This is a genomic window from Acinetobacter sp. YH12142 (genome assembly GCF_013418435.1).
GTDB classification, from domain to species: Bacteria; Pseudomonadota; Gammaproteobacteria; order Pseudomonadales; family Moraxellaceae; genus Acinetobacter; species Acinetobacter amyesii.
This window is the reverse complement of record NZ_VPCB01000021.1, coordinates 30,919-51,688: the sequence shown is the minus strand read 5'-3', so window position 1 is coordinate 51,688 and position 20,770 is coordinate 30,919. Positions and strand designations below refer to the sequence as shown.

Sequence of the window (20,770 nt, the reverse complement as noted above, 5' to 3'; positions counted from 1 at the left end):
TAGAGGAATTGCCACAAGATACGATAAGCTAAAACGTAACTATCAAAGCGCTGTTGCTTTAGCTTGTATATTTATATGGTTGCCTCTTTAGCTCAATTTATCGGCTGTAAATGTCAACACACCCTAGTTAAGCCATAAAAAAAAGCCTCTTATCGAGGCTTTTTTATTGTATTACTTGCTCAACCGACGTTGACGATACACACCTAAACCAATTAATGCCAACAGTCCAAATACTCCCATTGAGCCACCGCCGCTAGAAGAAGAGTTGGTGTTTTTCGCGGTATTCTTAAGGGTCAAAATTGCATTGCTTGATGCAATGCCATCACTATCGACAACACTATATTCAACAGGATAGTCAAACTGACTAAAGCCATTTTTTACAGAGAAGGTAATCTTGCCACCGTAGCAGGTTTCCTTTAAATAACTTGCTGGGCAACTGCCACTATACTCAGCTTCAAAGTTTAAACCTGCTGGGATTTTCGTAAAGCGAATGGGAATAATTTGGCCTTCTTCATTTTTATGCCATACCGATTTACCTGCTGGCATAGATGCAACTGGACCATCACCATCATCATTAGCATTTTCTAATAAATTATTGACGGTAACAGACAAATTATTTGACGGACTAATCGTATATTGCGCAGCTTTGGCCACTGGGGTCATATTTTTAAATGCCACACGGACCACACCAGAGGATTCCGCCTGACTCCCTGTCTTTTGTTTTAGCGTATATTTACAAAAACCGTATTCGGTAGGCGCTGTTGTTGCCCCACTGGTGCGATATATAACGATTTGTTTTATTCCAGCATCCCAATCACAGTGCAGGTCATGTGGTGGATTACCCACAATACTTGCTTCGCCTGTACTAGACACCGTAATTTCACTACCAATGCCGATTGGTGAAGTCGTCACGGTGTAGTTGTCTGCATTTAAGGCAATTTGTCGTGTTTCAGCACTTCCATTCACTGACTCTTCTTGAGGTAATGATGCCGGGAACGGATCAAAATAAACCGCACGATATTTAAGGTTATTTTTTAATGCACTGAATACCGCTTCGTACTTTGTTAAATCATCCTGATTGGCAACTTTGTATTCTGCATAATCTGGATCTTCGATATCCTTTTTCAAATCATCAATTGTTTTTTGATATTTCTCTTGAATAGCTGCTAAGGACTCGTTGGTAATCTCTGCCATATCTGCTGCAGTTAAATTCATTAATTCAACCGAACCAATCTCACAAGTATTTCGTTGTGCAGGTGATAGCTGCAAGGTACCATTCGTAATCCGCAAAATACCCCGTTGATCGGCTTTACTACATCCCTCTAAGCCAAGATTGATCAAGTCAAAACCACTGCCGATCGCTTTCGGGTAATACAAAGGTAAATACAAGTTATAAGCAGATTTTGTTTGTAGGGCGCTTAATAAAGTGCCCATAGCATAACTACTTACATCATGGTTTTGCAGAAAGCTTTCTGTATTATTCAGCACACTTTCGGGTAAATCACACTGCCCAGCTGCCAGTTCAAAAGCATTATTACTCGCAACAAACTTTTGACCATTATCAGGTACAGCATTATTCAGATAACGACAAGACTTACCACCAGTATTATAGGACAACACATTGAAATACCAAGCTTTTCCACCATTATTGTCATAATAATAAGTACTAGCCGCATTATTTTCGACTATTGTATTACTGGTTAAAACGAAGCTAGAAAAAGCACTTAAACGATCCGTTCCCTGAGAAATGGCACGGATAATACTACCCGCACTTGGATTTGCTTGGTTTTTTGCAATCGTATTTGCTGTCAATTCAACTTTGGCCTTTCCACAGAAGTCCATCACACTATTACTCGTCGATGAACCATTTTGAATAATACTGCTTTGCTGGAACACAATTTCAGGCTGGGTATCCCCCAAGTTCCCGATACAGTCCATAGCAACAACACTACCTTTAGGTGCAACGTTGCCCTGAACTAAACTGCTCACCAATAATGTTTTTTTCGATATATTATGCGCAACGGAGTAGATTGCACCGCCAGCAACTTTGGCTTGAGAGTTTTCAATTGCACCATTATTTAAGGTAAATGCTCCCCCTAAATACAAGGCACCACCTCGATCTTCTGCCATCCCGCCAGTAAGGCGAACATTATTGACGATAAAGTTGGCTTCTGAACGTGAAGTATTAAAAATACGCGATTTGCCTTGGGCATTAATCGTCGTTCTAATATCTTCATAGGCAGGAAATTTCTGCGTCAGTAAATTTTTTGAATCATAGTTAAAGCGACTTTTCCCCTCAATCACGATCTGATTGAGCGGAACTAACTCACCTTTAGTCAGAAGATATTCACCTGCTTCAAGTTGAATATAATCGGTCTGCCCATTATTTGGATTACCGACATTACATCCACCAAAAGATTTGTTTTTACGTGCAGTTTCAATCGCTTCACGTAAAGAACATTGATTGAGATTTTCACCATTTTCATCATCAAAGGTCGTAACTTTGATGATGTTACTTGTCGCTGCCATAGATGACATAGCCGCAAGGACCATGACCGCCAGCAATCCTTTTTTATAATTTTTCATGTGCTGTCCTTAATTCTATCCAGACTATTTTTTAAAGCGACGAAATCCAACTAAGCCAAGCAGCGCAAAAATACTCGCCCAGCCTAGAGCACCACCCGAAGTTTTAACGGTTTTACTTTCCATTTCATTGTTTGGTTCTTGGAAAATACGCACTTCTGCAGCTAAATAATTTTTTGCCGAAGTATTAAAACGGGTTGAAGACGTCACCACACGCAATTCAAAAATATCTGCGCCATGCCAATTTCCATTTGGCGTGTATTCAAAATCACCATTCAAATTCAGTGTAAATTTACCTTTTGATTCGGTGCTTTGTACAACTATTGGACAACCATCTTGCCATGGCTCACCTGTTGGATTTGCCATACCCATCACTTTTGTACATTCTTCTTTTGGAATTAAATCACTGTCACCTAAAGCATCTAAGATATTAAACTTCGCCACTTCACCTGTACGTATGTCTTTACCTAAGCGAGGCATGCTCACAGGAACCACAATTTCGATAGCCCCACGATCACACCAAACATCATCCAAATTACGATTTTTTCCACGCTGATCAGAAGACTCACAATACACATGATGCTCATTGCCATCTGCTGTGGTCTTCCCCTTATTTAATATCGGGCTTGAGAAAATCGTTTCGTAATCTAATAAAATACGAGGACGTAAATAACCAATAAATGCGTTATTTGCTGTGGTAAATGGACAGAAAAGTGCATTACGATCTTCTGTTAAGGTTTTACAGCTACCTTCATCTTCACCCGCAATTAAACTCGTCCCAGACCATACATCATTTAAATTTGCAGCAGGCCCAACAGGACAACTCGCAGCCACTAAGTTGTTATAAAAAACAGATTGGTCTGTTCCTGAGTTCACGACTTTACAATCTTGAGCGGTACCACTGAGCGCATTACCAATCACCACACTATTGGCTAAATAAGCATGCTCAGAGGTACTATTTAGTTCGATACCGCCACTGTTCTTCAGTACTGTAATATTATTGAGTGCTAAACCATCACGTAAGTTGACAGCAAAACCTTTGTTTTTGAAAAAAGTACTATTGGCAATGATATTTTGAGGGTTACTGAACACCAACTTGCTGATGTCTGCGAGCCCATTTTGATTGTAAACAATCGCTCGACCAGAAGTGCTTTCATTATTTTTGAACAAAGATGTATAGATTTCATAAGCCGGTGCTTCTGAGTAAATTGCACCACCATCTACCGCTTTGTTGTTTTGAAAAATCGTGGTTCGTATATATAGACGGCTTGCTACAGCTGCGCCATCTTCTGAAAATCCAACATTGTAGATTGCACCACCAAGTCGTGCATAGCCATCTTCAAACTTTACATTTTCAAGTGTAAGTTTTTCATTATTAAAAATGATGCCGCCTTTATCAGCACATTGATCTTGCTTACATCCTTTAAATGAAATTTCTTTAAAATTGATCGCAAGTAGTTCTTTTTCGCCATCATTAATATTAAAAATTTGATCCTTACCCGTCATTTCAATGACGGCATTATTAAGACCGAGTACGACATCTTCATTGACGTTACTGCCATACGCCGTTTTCAGATTCAGTTCTGCTTTAATATCAATTTTTTTAGTGAGTTTATAAACTTCATTTTTTTTCAGCGAAATTGAGGCATAGGCGTCTTTACCCCCGCAACCATTATATCCGGCTTCTGGCATACCATTATTGATATATTCTATGGCTTCACGAAGTGAACATTCCTTGTCATCCTTTACAACATCTTCAGTGGTTGTAACGATAATTTCTGCGCTAAATGCATGACCTGCCATGAGAAGCATGCCAATGCCTATGCTCTGTTTGAGCATATCCATCTCCTTAAATATTTTTTATCTTTTTATTCTTAAGTTGCACAATCCTTGCAACATTAAAATATTTTTATGTACTTTGTCACAGCTTGAGTAATTACTCAAGAATTTTTATTGCTTACCGATATTCATCAATTAGGGCAAAAATCTGTCTTAAATTGGCATGACTCAATTTGACTTTTTCACCTTTTAACATCTGAATAAGTTGTTCTAAAGAGCGAAGTAAAATAGACGCCTGATGCGGCCCATGTGCCAACAAATAATCCACAATTTGTTGATCCATATGGATGCCACGTCGCGCTAAAACAGAGTTAACGAGCGCTTGACGGTCTGCGTATAAACTACCATTCGGCACTTTCACACTAACAGCCTGAGTTAATCGAGACTGTAGGTCTGGCAGTTCAAGTTTGAGTTCAATGGGCGCCAGTCGAGATGAAAAGACCAATTGACCACCTTCTTCGTTATTATAGTTAATCAGGTGAAAAACGGCTTTTTGCCAATGTGGAACTCCACTGATGGCTTCAATATCATCTAAAGCCACCAAGTCATAGCGATCGAGCGAAGTAATCGCTTCAGTGGGCGCATCGAGCAGTTCAAGCAATGAAACTTGAATTGCTGATTTGCCAATTTCTAAATAAGAATCACATATTGCAGACAGTAAATGGCTTTTTCCTGTACCAGCTCCACCATAGATATAGAAACGATTCATTAATCCTGCATGTAATTGACGTACACCATCGATTACATGTCCCCAACTCGGCCCAGAAAAATCACTAATTCGGGCATCGAGCTGGGGTTCTATATCTAACTGCAATTGACGCATATCTATATTTTGGCCTTATCAATCTTTATGTTCTGATCGTTCAATGTTACTCGAAATTTCAGGATCTTGCAGCGAATTTGCAGACTGATTTTTGAGCTCTATATCGACAGCAATTTGATTGGTTTCTACGCTTAATGTGCCAATTTCAGCATCATTCACCACAAGTACATCATTTCGGTATAAATTACTTTTCTCATAATTTTCACGCGCATGACGTAATAACACCACAATAATCGCTGCAACGGGTAGTGCAATGAGCATTCCGAGGAGTCCTGCCAATTGCGCGCCTGCAAGCACCGCAAAAACTACGGCTACTGGAGACAAACCAATTTTGTCGCCTAATAAGAAAGGCTGTAAAATATAACCTTCTATTGCCTGCCCTACCATGAATACCACCAGTACTAAGGCCAAATGCACCCAATCCAAACCGAATTGGAACAGGCAAGCCACAATTGCCGAAATAATACCAACCGCAAAACCCAAATACGGAATAATACTGGCTAGACCCGCAATCATCCCGATGATGATGCCGACCTCAATACCCACCAATTGAAGTCCAACCGCATATACAACGCCCAATAAGAACATTACCAAGAATTGGCCTTTTACAAATGCACCTAAAACTTCATGACATTCGCCCACGATTGTGAGCGTGCTTTTTTCATATTTACGTGGAATAAGGCGACGCATGTTTTCTAACATTCGTTCCCAATCTAATAAGAAATAGAAAGCTATGATTGGAATTAAGACAATCGTGCCACCAATTTGTATGAAGTTCAGACCTGATTGAGCCACTTTTAACAACATGGCTTGAATACTGTCTGCACTATAATTGGTTTGAATATATTCCATGATCGCTGCTGACATTTGCTCTGTATCAATTTCCATCGGTACAAGATTAAATGTTTCAGATAACCATGGCAGGAAGGTGTAATTCACCCAGTGAATATTGCCTGGAATATTGTTTTTCGCATACATCAACTGTTCCCAGACCAGTGGTACGAGGAACCACATGGCAAGGAATATAGCAACACCAATTCCAACAAAGACCAAACTGATCGACAACCAGCGCGGCAAACCAATTTTATGTAATTTATCGACTAAAGGGCTAAATAAATATGCAATTAGAAATGCGCCGATAAAAGGAACAACTACAGGCTTTAATAAGTATAAAACCCATAGGATCAATGCTATCCCAGCAAGAATAAAAATTCGGCGCAAGGTGCGATCACCCATATAAAGTCACCTTTTTTCAATGTAATCGTTATAGAAAAGAAAATATTTTAATAAAGATAACATTTTAGTGCGAAATAGCATAAGAGTTTTGCATATTCAGGTTATAATCCCCGCGCGAATGCGGAGACTTCATTATGAGCAACTCAACTTCTACCCCAAACACTGGTTTAAGCTACAAAGATGCAGGTGTCGACATTGAAGCGGGCGACGCGTTAGTCGATCGTATCAAATCAGTCGCGAAACGTACTGCACGTCCTGAAGTAATGGGCGGTCTAGGCGGCTTCGGCGCTCTTTGTAAAATTCCTAAAGGTTATGAAGAACCTGTTCTCGTATCTGGCACAGATGGTGTTGGTACAAAATTACGTTTAGCATTGAATTTGAACCGTCATGACACAATTGGTCAAGACTTGGTTGCAATGTGCGTAAACGATCTTCTCGTATGTGGTGCTGAACCACTGTTCTTCCTTGACTACTATGCAACTGGCCACCTCAACGTTGACGTTGCAGCAAATGTTGTGACTGGTATCGGTGCGGGTTGTGAACTTGCAGGCTGTGCATTGGTTGGCGGTGAAACTGCTGAAATGCCAGGTATGTATGAAGGCGAAGACTACGACCTTGCAGGTTTCTGCGTGGGTGTAGTTGAGCAAAGCAAAATTATTGATGGCTCTAAAGTTAAAGCGGGTGACGTTTTAGTTGGTGTTGCATCTTCTGGCGCACACTCAAACGGTTACTCACTTCTTCGTAAAATTTTAGATGTGAAAAACGTTGACCTTACTCAAATCGTTGATGGTCGTCCACTTGCAGATACAGCAATGGAACCAACTCGTATTTATGTAAAACCAATTCTTCAGTTATTGAAAGAAGTTGATGTACACGCAATGGCACACATCACTGGTGGTGGTTTACCGGGTAACTTACCTCGCGTACTGCCAAATGGTGCTCAAGCGGTAGTCAATGAAGCATCTTGGGAATGGCCAGAATTGTTCAAACTACTTCAAAAAGAAGGTGGTGTTGAACAATTTGAAATGTACCGCACATTTAACTGTGGCGTAGGTATGGTTCTCGTGGTTGATGCAGCAGATGCTGACAAAACTGTTGAATTACTCAACAGCCTTGGCGAAAAAGCATTCACAATGGGTCACATTGCAGACAATGCTGAATCTGTTGAAGGTGCTGACGAAAAAATCCGTGTAGTTTTCGCATAAGCAACGTTCATGATTAAAATTGCTGTACTTGTTTCAGGCAGCGGATCTAACCTTCAAGCCCTGATCGATGCCAATCTATCAGGTCAAATCGTTGGGGTAATTTCCAATAAACCTGACGCTTTTGCACTGCAACGTGCAGAAAAAGCAAAGATTGCAACGGCAGTCATTGAACACAAACAATATCCAAGTCGTGAAGCTTTTGATGATGTAATGCATCAACAACTGCTCGACTGGGATGTTGATTTGGTCATTTTAGCAGGCTTTATGCGCATTTTAAGCGCTAAATTTGTCAAAGCATGGGAAGGGAAAATGATTAACATCCACCCTTCTCTGCTGCCAAATTATAAAGGAATGCATACTCATCAACGTGTGTTAAACACTGGTGATGTCTTCCATGGCTGTACAGTTCACTACGTGACTGCAGAGCTAGATGCTGGCCAAGCGCTTGCTCAAGGTGTGCTTAAAGTCAATGTGCATGATCATGCTGAAAGTCTAGCAGATCGCATTCACGTGCTTGAGCATGTGATTTACCCTCAAGTCGCAGAATGGATCTGTAATGGTACGATCCAACATACTGCTGATGGGGTGTTATATCGCAATCAACCGATGCAAGAACCTGTTCAATTCTGCAAGTTTTAAAATCAGTTTTATCTATTTTAAATAGAAATAAAAAACGCATCCTCGGATGCGTTTTTTATTTGAATACATTTAATCATTCATGTTTGGCATGAACAGCTAACATTTGTTTGATTAACTCAACCGTTTCTACTGGTTTTTCTAATGGAAACATATGACTGCCGCTAACCACTTTAAATGGAATCCCAAATTTTTTCTCAACCTTTTGTGGAAAGTGCCGAGCTAAAAATGGTCCCTGCTCTGCAATTAACTGCTGTACAGGTACTTGCGGTTGAGCATGAGGTAACCACCACAGTGAAGGATTGGTTCGAAAAATATGAACCTCATCATCACGTGAAATCGTCAATTCCACCCCACCACGCAGTTTATCGTCCATCAAGGCATGATCAATATAAGCTTGATAACAGTCTGGATCGAAATCTTTATAAAAACCTTTCGGCCTTAAAAGCTCTGCTGCTTGTTCACGGCTGTCCCAATGATCACGACGACGCTTCGATAAACCTGCTGGGGACATTTTATCCACGACCTTGAGTTTGAGGAGTTTTGCAATGTGCAAAGCAAAAGAATCTTTCCCCATGATCATAGGCGGATCAATCATTAACACTTGTTCAAACAATTCTGGGCGTTGTAAAGCAGCCTGAAATGTTAAAACCGAACCTAATGAGTGACCTAATCCAATCACCTTACGACCATTGGCCTGACGTACAATACTGTCAATGACTTGCTGTGTTAAGCTCTTCCAATGGTTATCGATTGGGTAACGCTTATCTGGCCCAAGTAACGGCACATAGATCACATCATATTCATCACTCAGTAAATCAAACAATTTTTGATAAACCCGTGATGGCACGCCATTGGCGTGCGCAAAGTGAATTAATGGCTTCATTGTAACTTCGTGGTATTTTCAGATTGGACTTGCTGAGAAATTGACGTTGCAAAACCTTGACCAAATGAACTTCCCATACGACCTAGTACAGAATCAAACGGACTATTTTCAATGGTGTAGTTCACGGCTTTTTCAGTTTTCAATTCACGTTTCAGGCTATTTAAACTACCTGTACGGTCAGCAATACCTAGCTTCACAGCCTGATCACCCGTCCAAAATAAACCTGAGAAAATAGCTGGATCATTTGATTTTAATTTCTTACCGCGACCTTCCTTCACTGCATTAATGAAATGCGCATGAACATTATCAAGTACACCTTGAACATGTGCTTTTTGTGCTGCATCTACAGGTTGAGTCATGGATAAAATCGCTTTGTTCTCACCCGAAGTCATGGTGCGATCTTCTACACCAAACTTTTGCATCAAACCACTAACGCCATAGTTCGGCATGATCACGCCAATCGAACCCACTAAACTTGAAGGGTTGACAATAATTTCATCTGCCGCAGACGCAATATAGTACGCACCTGAAGCGCCTGTATCACCAATAATGGCATACAGTTTTTTATCGGTATGGGCTTTTTTCAAGTACTGAATTTCTTGCCAAATTTCATCAGACTGAACAGGTGAACCACCCGGTGAATTAATATTTAAAACAACCGCTTTGCTTTGTTTATTTTCATAAGCTTTTTTCAAAGCTTTGATGGTATTTGCGCTGTTTACACTTTGCTTGTCCGCTGCAATGGTCCCAATGATATCAACCACGGCAATATGTGAACCCGCTGTTGCTGCAGGATCTGATGATGACATGCTGCAACTTTTTGCCATCGCAATGATAATAAATAGCAAATAAGCAAAGGTTAAAAATTTAAAAAATATACCCCATCTACGCGCTCTACGTTGTTCCTCAACGGAAGAAAGCACGGCTTTTTCTAATATTTTCCATTCATTTCCAGTTGGCTGCTGGATATTGTTTGAAGAACTTTGCTGTTTTTCTTCAGGTTTTGGTGGCCATTCGGACATAAAAAAAACCTAGTTAATCGTTAATTTGTAGTCATTATATACACGCTAATCGCTATAACTGTCTAATCAATTCATTTTCCCCTATAATTATTTTAAATTTTCTTTCATTTGTATCAGACTTAAATAAGATGACCGACCAAAATTCACAGGACACCACATATCACCTGTTAAAATTTATCAGCCGTCAACCTATTCAAATTTCAAGATTAATTGCAAAAGGTTTGGCTGGGTTAGTCAATGTTTTAAAAATCTCTAAAACCTACTCTACGATTCAACGCAATCTCAAAATTGCATTGCCTGAATTATCAGAGTCAGCTCGCATTCAACTCACCAAACAAGCGATTCGAAACGAACTTTGTTCTTATTTTGAATTTTTCAACATTTGGGGTGCAAGTACTGAAAAAAATATTCAACGAATTCATCACGTACATGGCGCTGAATATTTACATGATGCGCTAGACTTACAAAAAGGCGTTGTCCTCGTGGTACCGCATTTTGGCACATGGGAAATCATGAATGCGTGGATTGCACAGTACACCCAAATGACCATCATGTACAAGCCAGTGAAAAGCGAATCTGCCAACAACTTTGTCCGTGCTGCACGAAGCCGCGAGCAAGCAACACTGGTTCCGACCGATGAATCTGGTGTTCGTCAAATTTTCAAAGCATTAAAACAAGGTGGGACGACAGTGATTTTGCCAGACCATACGCCCAATGCAGGCGGTGAAATGATTCCTTATTTTGGCATCCCATTAAAAACCAGTAATTTAAGTGCCAAACTAATTCAAAAAACCAAAGCACGTGCGCTCTTACTGTACGCCATTCGTAATGATAATCATGGTTTTGATATGCATATCGAACCCATCGATGAGAGCATTTATGAAGGCAATGCAGATGATGGCTCGATGGTTATCTTTAAAGCAGTGGAAGATTTAATCCATCGTTACCCAGAGCATTATCACTGGAGCTATAAACGCTTTAAAGCCAATCCAAAATTGAGAAATCTATACAATATTAGTGATGAAGAGGCTGCTCAACGCATCCACGATATTCGTGAGGAATATCAACAACAGCAAACAATGACAGTGGCTGAATAACATCTTCACGCCTTGCCCTTGAGCGAGTTTCTCTATTCGGATTCTTTTGATAGGCTGCGATATAGATCAAGCCATTTATACTTTGTTCGCTCTTCGATCAACTCGATTTGCTGTTTATTTTGCTTGAAATGAATACTTCCACTTTGTGCGGTCTGTAAGAGTGGAATATCTAATTGTTTGAGTCGTGTTTGGGTCATCTTTGCAGGATGTCCATAACGATTAAATCGCCCCGCAGAAGCAATCGCCAACTTGGGCTTAAAATGGTTTAAAAACGCATAGGATGAACTATGCTGACTACCATGATGTCCAAGTACCAAAATATCGACTTTTAGGTCTGGATAATCACGTAATATTTGATATTCAGTCTCCCAACCCGCATCCCCCATCAATAGAAAATGTCTTGGTCCATTGACGCCTTTGACCGTCACATACAGTACACAAGAGCTTTCATTGGCATTCCATTGGGCATTTGTCAGATCTTCAGGCTTTGGCGAGAGTATTTCAAAATAGACTTGCTGATCCCAATTCCACTGCTGACCACGCTGACATAAACGCTGTGGAACTTGGTTCGTGGTTTGTACTCGCTCATTACTTGAAAGCTGCCCGATATCAAGCTGTTGCTCCAATGAGAAAAAACCACCGCTATGGTCTTGATCTAAATGAGTCAATAACACCCGATCTAGTCGATGGACACCATTCACACTCAAAAATGGCCGGATGATATTCTGCCCGACACTAAATTGACTTTCATCATAGTTTCCACCGAAGTCCACCATCATATGATGATCTACAGAACGGATATAGATCGCCTGCCCTTGTCCCACATCTAAAATTGAAAGTTGAAAATTTGCTGAATTTTTCCATGGGATAAACAGAGCAAAAAAGGCAATGACCGCCCAATATTTTGGCAAGATTCCTTCAGGTAAAAATAAGATCACAATGGCCAATATCAACAGTACGATCTGAGTGGACGTCAATGCGACATCTTGCATTTGTGGTGCAAAGAGTCGATCTAAGCCATAGAGAAATACATGTAACACTTCTAGACAAAGATCATTGAATAAAAAGACCAAATGCGCCAAAGGTGTAGAAATATATGAAAGTGCCCCTCCGATGATATCTAAAGGAACCACCACTGCCCCTAACCACGGGATGGCGAATAAATTACTTAAGGGACTAATCCATGTGACTTGCTTGAAAAAAATCACCATCAATGGAAATAAGGCGACAAAGATTTTCCATTGTGATTCCACCATCAACCACATTGAATGCTTTAACTTTTGCCAAAAACTGACTTCTGTTTGAGCCAGTATATGCTTCCTTAAGGTTTGATATATCCGCAGTAAAATAAAGCATGCGCCATAAGACAACCAAAATGCCGCGGATAAAATACTAAAGGGATCCACGAGCAATAAAATGGCGGCACTAAAAACCAGCAGTTGAAAAGGCTGAATGGTTTGCCGTAACAAAAGCATGCTACTGGCGACAAGGCAGATCGTCAGCGTTCGTAGCGCCGGTATTTCAAAACCGGTAAATGCACAATATACAAGGACACAGAAGATAAAGGGCACGACCAAAACATACTGTTTGGGCCATTTGAGATAGATTTTGGGACAATATTTTCGAATAGCTAACTGTATCGCCCAACAGAGCATACTGGCAAATACCAACACATGCGGACCAGAGATTGCCAATAAATGACTCATGCCAAAACGTTGAAATAATTCACTAGTGCCTTCAGTGAGTAAACTTTTATCGCCTGTAAGCAGTGCTAACAACAAGCCATGATTCCGCAGCGGTTGTTGATATATAAACGCTCTTAAATATAAACGTTGTTGTTCGACTTTTATTTTGAACTGATGTAACACACCTTGATGCCGTTGATACTGTTGACCATAGCCCATCGCAGTCATATGTTGAGGTGGTATAAGTTCGACCGACTTCACCTTTAAACTGGCATGTATATTTTGCTGTATGCTCCACCGTTCTTGGTCAAAGACACCTTCGGTCACATAACTCTGGGTAGGTCGTAACTCACCATACATACGATAGTACTGTCCAGGGACCAACTGGATCGTCTGCTCATGACTTTGCAAAATTGAATTGGGTAAATACGCCATAAAATATTGAATCTGCTGATTCAGATTGAGCACTTCAATTTTTTGCTGAATTGCTTGGTCTTTGAGTTGGCTGATCTGTGGAATATACGCAATAAACTCGCCTTGTCTGCTCTGATGTTCAACCAATGCCAAACGCTGATCGAGTTGAGTATTGGCGAAACTAAAGCCGAGAATTGCACCCATGCATAGATTTGTACTGAGCTGTAAGATTTTCGAAAAAATACTTTTTAGTTTTGGTGAAATACCAAGCTGTAAACCTAGCCAAATCAGGACAATAAAAAGCAACTGAACTGTCGAGAGTTGTGGATTCCAAAACCTGAAACCCATAAAAGAAATGCCTAAAATCCAGCCAATACAAAAGCTTTGCAACATGAGTCATCATTATTTTTATTATGTGCTGGCAATAATAAAGCCCACCGAGGTGAGCTTCAATCAAACAATCTTAATCCACTAATTTTTGCGAAATCAATTTAGCGCTTAGTCATCAACCCATAAACCATCTTGCATATGCAAAATCGCATCAGCAGATTGAGCTAAATATTCATCATGGGTCACGATTAACATGGCCATGTTAAATTCTTTACGCAACTCAGATAGCAACTCAAAAATCTTCACTGCGGTTTTTCGGTCTAAGTTCCCTGTTGGCTCATCAGCCATCATCAACTTAGGTCTTGCTACCAATGCACGGGCCAAAGCCACACGTTGACGTTCACCGCCTGAAAGTTCGCCGGGTTTGTGCGTCATGCGGTGGGAAAGTCCAACACGTTCCAACAGGTATTCAGCTTGCTGCTTGACTTCTTTGAAGTTACTCGACTTCCGTAACATTAATGGCATCGCCACATTTTCAAAGGCGGTAAATTCAGGTAGCAAGTGATGGAATTGATACACAAAACCTAAATGCTCATTACGAATATAACCACGCTCTGCTTCACCTAAAGTGTCAAAGCGTTGACCATTAATCAACACTTGACCCGATGTTGGACGATCCAAGCCACCCAATACATGCAACAACGTACTTTTACCAGAGCCACTTGACCCCACAATCGAAACAAACTCACCCGCTTTAACTTGTAATGAAAGTCCACGAATCACATCGACTGTAGACTTCCCATCGGTAAAAGATTTGGTAATGTTTTGGGCATCTAAAACTAAATTACTCATAGCGTAGTGCCTCTGCAGGTTGAACTTTAGCTGCACGTAAAGCTGGATAAATAGTCGCGATAAAGCTAAGACCCAATGATAAGGACACAATCACCACAACATCTTGCCATCTTAAATAAGACGGTAAATAGTTGATGAAGTAAGCATCAAACATATTTAAGCCCAGTGTAGTATTTAACCAACCAACTAAATTACTAATACTGGATGCAGCGATAATTCCTAAGATCGCCCCAGACACCGTACCAATCACCCCAATCACTGTACCTTGCACCATGAAGATCCGCGTAATTGTAGCTGGTGAAGCGCCTAGAGTACGCAAAATTGCAATATCAGATTTTTTATCAGTGACCACCATCACCAATGAAGACACGATATTAAATGCTGCAACCAATACGATCAGGAACAGCAATAAACTTACCATTGCCTTTTCCATTTGAATCGCACTAAATAGGTTGCCGTGTGTATAAGTCCAATCTGAAGCATAGAAGTTTGCTGGTAGATCACGCACAATTTCTTGAGAGACTTGTGGTGCTGCAAAAATATCATCCAACTTCATACGGATGCCTTGTGCACCATCTGGCAGTCTTAATAAAGTCGACGCATCGTTCAGGGCCACATAGCCCATCATCGAATCAACTTCCGCACCAATACTGAAAATACCCACAATTTTAAATCGTTTAAAACGCGGAACAACGCCAGCCGGCGAAGGAGTTGCTTCAGGAAGCACTAAGGTCACACTGTCATTCAAGCCTAAACCTAAGGCATCTGTCATTTGCTTGCCAAGGACAATACCAAACTCACCTTTTTTCAGGTTATCGATACTGCCTTCCACCATATGGTCTTGGATAATTGATACCTTTTTTTCATACTGCGGTTCAATCCCACTGACCATAATGCCAGACACTTGACCTTGTGCCGTCAACATTCCCTGTAATTGGGTGAATGGTGCGACCCCTTGAACATGCTCATGCTGCTCAATTTTTTTTGCAAGTTCAGGCCAATTTGTTAAAATTTGTGTTGAAGAAACAGTGGCTTGAGGTATCATTCCTAAGACACGAGTTTTCAGCTCACGATCGAAACCATTCATCACAGATAAAACTGTAATAAGGACTGCCACACCAAGCGTGAGGCCGATCATGGATACCAGAGCAATAAAAGAAATAAAGTGGTTACTGCGCCGAGCGCGAGTGTATCTCAACCCTATATACAGCGAGATTGGTTTAAACATAACCATCTAGTCCGAGGTAATATATTATGGAAAATTTACAGCATCAAAGCGTTCAAACTGAACGCCGTGTAATGTCGCGTATCGATGCTGCTTTGCGCATCAACTATCAGATTATCTCTGATGATGTTGCACTGAATGATCCTTACGATCCTAATTTTGTATTGCCGCGCTATTTTCTACTACTTGCTGAATTAGATCAATTTGATCATGCACTCAACTACGAATTAGAACAATTAGCTGAGAAAGATCAACAAATTGCTCGAATCTTATCCTTATTTAACCAAAAGTTAAACCTTATTACGGGTTCTTTATACGACGCAATTGTACAAAGCATGTTACCAGTGCCTGAGCATGTGAATTTCTCAGAGACTGGTTTGAGCTTTTTTAGCGAACGCGCGATTAAAGAAGGTACTTATATCCATGTGACCTTAAGCCACCCTGAAAATTTCTTCCATATTGCGGCAACAGCACAAGTGGTTTATAGCCGTGAAGAAGAAAGCAACTTATATCGTACGGGTGCCTATTTTATCACGCTGCTGCCTCAAGACCGGGTTAAATTGGCTGAATGCATCGCCCTGACTCAGCAGAAGCTTTAATTCGAAGCTTGTGTTTTTCGGGCAAGCTCACGACTTGCCTGTAAGTCCTTATAGAAATACACAAATAAACCTGTCAACAGTACAATCGCCCCTAAGAACACCATCAAAGTCAATTTTTCATCATTTAACAGTGCCCCAAACAACATCGCGAGCATCGGTGTGAGAACTGTTGTTAAAGATAAAGTTGTCGCCTTAATGTTTTGTACCAGTTTGAAATAACAAAACATTGCAATCAATGAAGCCATAATCACTGCATAAAATAAGCCAATGAGCGCTTTAGTCGAAGGCATCTGTGTCGGTGCATACTGCCAAATAAACGGTAGCATCGCGGCAGAAAATAGTGCTGAGATAAGAATCGAACCTGTGGCTTGAGACATGGGCTGTAATGGCGCATTGACTTTTTTCACCCAATAAATCGACATACAGTAGACGAATACGCTCATTAACATTAAGACGATACCAACAGGCTGTACGTGCTGATCACTGCCGCCTAAGCAAATAATGGCTAAACCACAGACGGCAATCAACATCCCAATCCATTGCAAGCGATGCAGATAGGTATGAAAGAAGAAACGACCGATCAGACCCGTCATAATTGGTGCCAAACCAAACATCAGGGCAATAATGCCTGAGCTGAGATAGGCTGTTGCCATATAGGTAAAAATTTGCGAACCAATAAAACTAAATGCCCCGGCCAAATAACTGTGCAGCGAGGTTTTATCCATCGGCAGTTTATGTTTAAAAATAAACAATAATGCAACAGCCAAGGGTAATGCGATAAAAAAGCGTAATGTCAGTGCCCAAAACGCATTGATATCACTGACACTCCAAACGATGGCAAGTGGCGTGGTTGACCAAATAAAGACCAACAACGCATAGGTCGTCGCTAGGTTTGTTTTAGATGCCATGGTTTTTACTTCTGTGCCGTTTTGCGTTTTTGCTTTTGAATAGTTTGATCTAAGCTGCTGGAAAATTCACGCTTATCTCGTTCAGAAATCGGTGCTGGACCACCGGTTTGCACACCTGCGCCCCGTAAAGTATCCATAAAGTCGCGTAAGTGTAGGCGAGCTTTGACATTTGCTGTGGTATAAATCTCACCGCGTGGATGTATCGCTATACCGCCCCGCTCAATCACTTCAGCAGCAAGTGGAATATCCTGTGTCATCACGATGTCGTGCTCTTTCATGCGCTGAATAATTTCTTTATCCGCTGCATCTGCCCCACTCATGACTTGAATCGAGTTAATTCGCACCGAAGGCGTTATCCCAACATTTTGATTGGCGACAAAAGTGACTTCTAACTGGTAACGATCAGAAGCCCGAATAATCACATCACGTAAAATGCGTGGTAACGCATCTGCATCCACCCATAATTTAAATGGCAGCACTGAATTTCCATTCACTTTTAAACATGACTCATAGTAACAAATCTACATGACATTTTGGGGATCTGCATCCGCTGAATGGATCTACATTTCTCTAATCATGAGAATCGAAAAGCTGCAAAATGACTCCAACTTGGGCTTATTTTCCAATGCTTTTACATTTAAATCCTACTGAAAACATTTTTTATGCATGATTTCATGATAAATATGACGTCGGTGACTTGAAAATTTCAAATAACCCTCGATTTATGAATTATGAAACCAACCCAATATCAATTGTGCATATGAAAAAACAAAATAGCCCTGAAATTATCACTATTGAAGATCAAACTTTTGGTAGTCATGTTGAACATTGGAATTTGCTCACCGGCAACCCGACAACGGATGTACCAGTTTGGCTGGGTCAGGCATTGGATGCACCCATTATGCCGATGGGCTTATGCGCACAAGAATCTGATATGGATCAAAGTACCTGGCTGATTCAAGGTCCATCTCAAGCATCCATTCAACTGTGCCAAGTGATTGCGGTAGAAAATAATAAACCTAAAGCCGTTAAAACTGCATTTCCAAGTTTTGATAGCCCATATAAAACCAAAGCCACCATTGAACGTATTATTACCTGTAAATCCAATACACAAGCTGTGCTTTGCCTCGACTTAGGCGCAAATACCAGTGTGTATGCTTTTGATAGTTTATATAGCGTCAATCACGACCAATATGAAAAAGATGCAAGCTACAGTGTGCAACTCAATGCTTGGGCCTATGAACTCGAAGCTGTCGCAGAACATGAACAGCTTGTCGTTGATGATCCTGCATCGATTAAACATCATCGTGCTTTAAACGATATCTTGGCAGCAAATAATGGTGTTGCCCCTGCAGATTTACACGAACAAATTAAAGCATGGCAACCAAAGTCTGAAGATGACAAAGCGCCAGTGACCGTCGATTTTTCTAAAATGGTTGCATACCTATATGGTGAAAATCTTGGCCAAGAAGACGAAGCATGGTTCCAAGGGCATATTGTTGGCAAAACCGCCATGCAATTTAAAGAGCAAGACTACACGCTGTATGATGTGACCTTAATCCACGAAGAAAACCAAGAAGCGGTGATTGTTCGTGTTGCAACACGAAATCCGGCGCATAAAGATTTCAATGTTGGGCAATATATTCGTGGCAACCTGTGGATACAAGCCAATATTTACGCGAAATCTGCCTAATTTGAATTCAAAAAACCTATTTCAAATAAAAAAAACCGCCTCAGTGCGGTTTTTTTTATTTCTCGCTAATCATGTGTATTCGCTGAATATTTAAATGATTGAATATTTCTTATCCACAAGCCAGTCAATATATTCTATTTTTAAATTCAAATTAAAATAACTTATCCACAATATTAAATTCAAAATAATGCTGCTAAATAAATCCATCTGCAAAGGATAAAATATAAAAATCTGATATAAATAAATAAGATAGGAAATTTATGAAACTAAATTTAGCAATTCAGTTGCTTATTTTTAAATAAACTAAATAGTTTAGTAAGTTTATGGCAGATAGTACTTTATTTAATCAAATAATTATGTTAAAAATGCGTTTAAGAAATAGTAATTAACGATAAATAGATCGGAAAGAATATCTATGAAAGTCGTGCAAGAAGAAAACTTATCGCAAGTTGACCATCACATGGAATCTCGATATCAAATCGAGCCAATGTCCTGCTTATTTTTTATGTTAGGTATGCTGATTTGTGCATACGTGTTACATACTTTTATTTTTTAATCTATTCAATAAAAAAAACCGGCATTTGCCGGTTTTTTTATGCCTTTAGGATTATGCGTTGCGTTTTGCAAAGTCATCCATAAAGTTAACCAGTGCTTGAACGCCTTCTAGCGGAACAGCATTATAAATACTTGCACGCATACCACCCACTGAACGGTGACCAGCTAAATTCAGCAAGTGGTTTTCTTCAGCTTCTTTCAAGAATTGTTTTTCCAATTCTGGATTCGCCAAAGTAAATGGTACGTTCATGATTGAACGGAATTCTTTTGCAATTGGATTTGCATAGAAATCGCTTGAATCAATATAACCATAAAGTAATTCAGCTTTTGCCATATTCGCTTTATAAATTGCGTCTACACCGCCCTGCTCAAGTAACCATTCAAAAACGAGGCCAGATAAGTACCATGCATAAGTTGAAGGTGTATTCACCATTGAACCATTTTTCGCTTGAGCTGAATATTTCAAGATACTTGGAATATCTGCTTTCGCTTGATCCAATAAATCATCACGAATAATCACCAAAGTTAAACCAGCAGGACCAATATTTTTCTGAGCACCTGCATAGATTAAACCGAACTTAGATACGTCTAATGGTGCAGATAAAATGCTCGATGAAAAATCGGCAACCAATGGTTTGTCCGTTTCAGGAATGTTGGCAAACTGAAGACCACCAATAGTTTCATTATCTGCATAATGCACATAAGCCGCATCATCAGATAAGTTCCAGGTGCTTTGATCAGTAATCGCAAGTTTACCGTCAATGGTGGTACCCGCTTCAACAACATTAATGTCGCCATAACGCTGTGCTTCTTTCAACGCTTTTTCAGACCAAATACCAGTGTGGATATAGTCTGCTTTGCTGTTTTTACCCAATAGGTTTAATGGGATCGCAGAGAATTGAAGTGATGCGCCACCTTGAAGGAATAACACTTTATAGTTGTCTGGAATATTCATCAGCTTACGAAGATCAGCTTCTGCTTTCTCTGCCACAGCGACATAGTCTTTACTACGGTGGCTCATTTCCATGATCGAAAGGCCTTTGCCTTGCCAGTCAAGCATTTCAGCTTGAGCTTTTTCTAAAACGGCAGTGGGTAATGCAGCAGGACCAGCACAGAAGTTGTACGCGCGCATGAGTTTTCCTTTCAAAGTGAAACACAATAAAATGATGGCATTTAACCATA

The 20,770-nt window shown here is 40.3% G+C and carries 17 protein-coding genes and 1 pseudogene; 6 read left to right on the top strand and 12 right to left on the bottom strand.

What is annotated here, in order from left to right; genetic code table 11:
• Nucleotides 1-91 (top strand): annotated as a pseudogene (locus FTU77_RS14155) (IS5/IS1182 family transposase); the annotation flags it as partial.
• Between the two features lie 80 nt (nucleotides 92-171).
• Here the strand turns inward: FTU77_RS14155 and FTU77_RS14150 are convergent.
• From FTU77_RS14150 to cxpE, 4 genes are all read right to left on the bottom strand, one after another.
• Nucleotides 172-2,586: a CSLREA domain-containing protein gene (locus tag FTU77_RS14150; protein WP_180056070.1), complete on the bottom strand. Its 2,415-nt coding sequence runs from the start codon at nucleotides 2,584-2,586 to the stop codon at nucleotides 172-174.
• A 24-nt stretch (nucleotides 2,587-2,610) separates the two neighbouring features.
• Complete coding sequence (gene rbtA, locus FTU77_RS14145; protein ID WP_180048728.1) at nucleotides 2,611-4,422, bottom strand: rhombotarget A; 1,812 nt, start codon at nucleotides 4,420-4,422, stop codon at nucleotides 2,611-2,613.
• Nucleotides 4,423-4,540: 118 nt separating this feature from the next.
• Nucleotides 4,541-5,245, bottom strand: a complete 705-nt coding sequence (gene hda, locus FTU77_RS14140; RefSeq protein ID WP_078190380.1) for a DnaA regulatory inactivator Hda — start codon at nucleotides 5,243-5,245, stop codon at nucleotides 4,541-4,543.
• Between the two features lie 18 nt (nucleotides 5,246-5,263).
• Complete coding sequence (gene cxpE / locus FTU77_RS14135) at nucleotides 5,264-6,481, bottom strand: chloramphenicol efflux transporter CxpE (RefSeq protein ID WP_180056067.1); 1,218 nt, start codon at nucleotides 6,479-6,481, stop codon at nucleotides 5,264-5,266.
• Nucleotides 6,482-6,615: 134 nt separating this feature from the next.
• Between cxpE and purM the strand changes: the two genes are divergently transcribed.
• Together purM and purN are read left to right on the top strand one after the other, a co-directional pair.
• Entirely contained in the window at nucleotides 6,616-7,686 is a 1,071-nt protein-coding gene (gene purM, locus FTU77_RS14130) for a phosphoribosylformylglycinamidine cyclo-ligase (RefSeq protein ID WP_078190382.1), read from the top strand.
• 9 nt (nucleotides 7,687-7,695) lie between these two features.
• Nucleotides 7,696-8,325, top strand: coding sequence for a phosphoribosylglycinamide formyltransferase (purN, locus tag FTU77_RS14125; protein ID WP_180056066.1), 630 nt, complete (start codon nucleotides 7,696-7,698; stop codon nucleotides 8,323-8,325).
• 73 nt (nucleotides 8,326-8,398) lie between these two features.
• Here the strand turns inward: purN and FTU77_RS14120 are convergent, their stop codons facing one another.
• Both FTU77_RS14120 and sppA read right to left on the bottom strand, forming a co-directional pair.
• The gene (locus FTU77_RS14120; RefSeq protein WP_180056065.1) at nucleotides 8,399-9,208 is read right to left on the bottom strand and encodes an alpha/beta fold hydrolase; all 810 of its coding nucleotides are present in this window, start codon (nucleotides 9,206-9,208) and stop codon (nucleotides 8,399-8,401) included.
• On the bottom strand, nucleotides 9,205-10,230 hold the full coding sequence (gene sppA, locus FTU77_RS14115; protein WP_180056064.1) for a signal peptide peptidase SppA: 1,026 nt from the start codon (nucleotides 10,228-10,230) through the stop codon (nucleotides 9,205-9,207). The genes FTU77_RS14120 and sppA overlap by 4 nt, the downstream gene beginning before the upstream one ends.
• A 128-nt stretch (nucleotides 10,231-10,358) precedes the next feature.
• Here sppA and FTU77_RS14110 point away from each other — a divergent pair, with 128 nt between their 5' ends.
• Nucleotides 10,359-11,327: a lysophospholipid acyltransferase family protein gene (locus FTU77_RS14110; protein ID WP_180056063.1), complete on the top strand. Its 969-nt coding sequence runs from the start codon at nucleotides 10,359-10,361 to the stop codon at nucleotides 11,325-11,327.
• Nucleotides 11,328-11,359: 32 nt separating this feature from the next.
• Here FTU77_RS14110 and FTU77_RS14105 read toward each other — a convergent pair whose 3' ends face one another.
• The 3 genes from FTU77_RS14105 to FTU77_RS14095 all read right to left on the bottom strand — a co-directional run bounded on the left by FTU77_RS14105 (nucleotide 11,360) and on the right by FTU77_RS14095 (nucleotide 15,836).
• Nucleotides 11,360-13,819 (bottom strand): DNA internalization-related competence protein ComEC/Rec2, encoded by a 2,460-nt coding sequence (locus FTU77_RS14105; protein ID WP_180056062.1) that lies wholly within the window; start codon nucleotides 13,817-13,819, stop codon nucleotides 11,360-11,362.
• A 105-nt stretch (nucleotides 13,820-13,924) separates the two neighbouring features.
• Nucleotides 13,925-14,608 (bottom strand): lipoprotein-releasing ABC transporter ATP-binding protein LolD, encoded by a 684-nt coding sequence (gene lolD, locus FTU77_RS14100; protein ID WP_078192053.1) that lies wholly within the window; start codon nucleotides 14,606-14,608, stop codon nucleotides 13,925-13,927.
• Nucleotides 14,601-15,836 carry a lipoprotein-releasing ABC transporter permease subunit gene (locus FTU77_RS14095; protein ID WP_078190389.1) on the bottom strand — a complete coding sequence of 412 codons (1,236 nt, stop codon included), beginning with the start codon at nucleotides 15,834-15,836 and terminating at the stop codon, nucleotides 14,601-14,603. The genes lolD and FTU77_RS14095 overlap by 8 nt, the downstream gene beginning before the upstream one ends.
• Before the next feature lie 26 nt (nucleotides 15,837-15,862).
• On the opposite strand from FTU77_RS14095, the gene FTU77_RS14090 reads away from it, so the two are divergent.
• Nucleotides 15,863-16,432 (top strand): PilZ domain-containing protein, encoded by a 570-nt coding sequence (locus FTU77_RS14090; protein ID WP_078190390.1) that lies wholly within the window; start codon nucleotides 15,863-15,865, stop codon nucleotides 16,430-16,432.
• Here FTU77_RS14090 and FTU77_RS14085 read toward each other — a convergent pair.
• Both FTU77_RS14085 and FTU77_RS14080 read right to left on the bottom strand, forming a co-directional pair.
• Nucleotides 16,429-17,340, bottom strand: coding sequence for a DMT family transporter (locus FTU77_RS14085; RefSeq protein ID WP_180056061.1), 912 nt, complete (start codon nucleotides 17,338-17,340; stop codon nucleotides 16,429-16,431). The two genes, FTU77_RS14090 and FTU77_RS14085, sit on opposite strands and share 4 nt — an antisense overlap.
• Nucleotides 17,341-17,345: 5 nt before the next feature.
• Nucleotides 17,346-17,834 (bottom strand): YaiI/YqxD family protein, encoded by a 489-nt coding sequence (locus FTU77_RS14080; RefSeq protein WP_373685827.1) that lies wholly within the window; start codon nucleotides 17,832-17,834, stop codon nucleotides 17,346-17,348.
• Nucleotides 17,835-18,100: 266 nt separating this feature from the next.
• Here FTU77_RS14080 and FTU77_RS14075 point away from each other — a divergent pair, with 266 nt between their 5' ends.
• Nucleotides 18,101-19,033, top strand: a complete 933-nt coding sequence (locus FTU77_RS14075; protein ID WP_180009976.1) for a hypothetical protein — start codon at nucleotides 18,101-18,103, stop codon at nucleotides 19,031-19,033.
• A gap of 607 nt (nucleotides 19,034-19,640) precedes the next feature.
• On the opposite strand, the gene serC is transcribed toward FTU77_RS14075, so the two are convergent.
• Nucleotides 19,641-20,720: a 3-phosphoserine/phosphohydroxythreonine transaminase gene (gene serC, locus FTU77_RS14070; protein ID WP_078192058.1), complete on the bottom strand. Its 1,080-nt coding sequence runs from the start codon at nucleotides 20,718-20,720 to the stop codon at nucleotides 19,641-19,643.
• Between the last annotated feature and the right edge of the window lie 50 nt (nucleotides 20,721-20,770).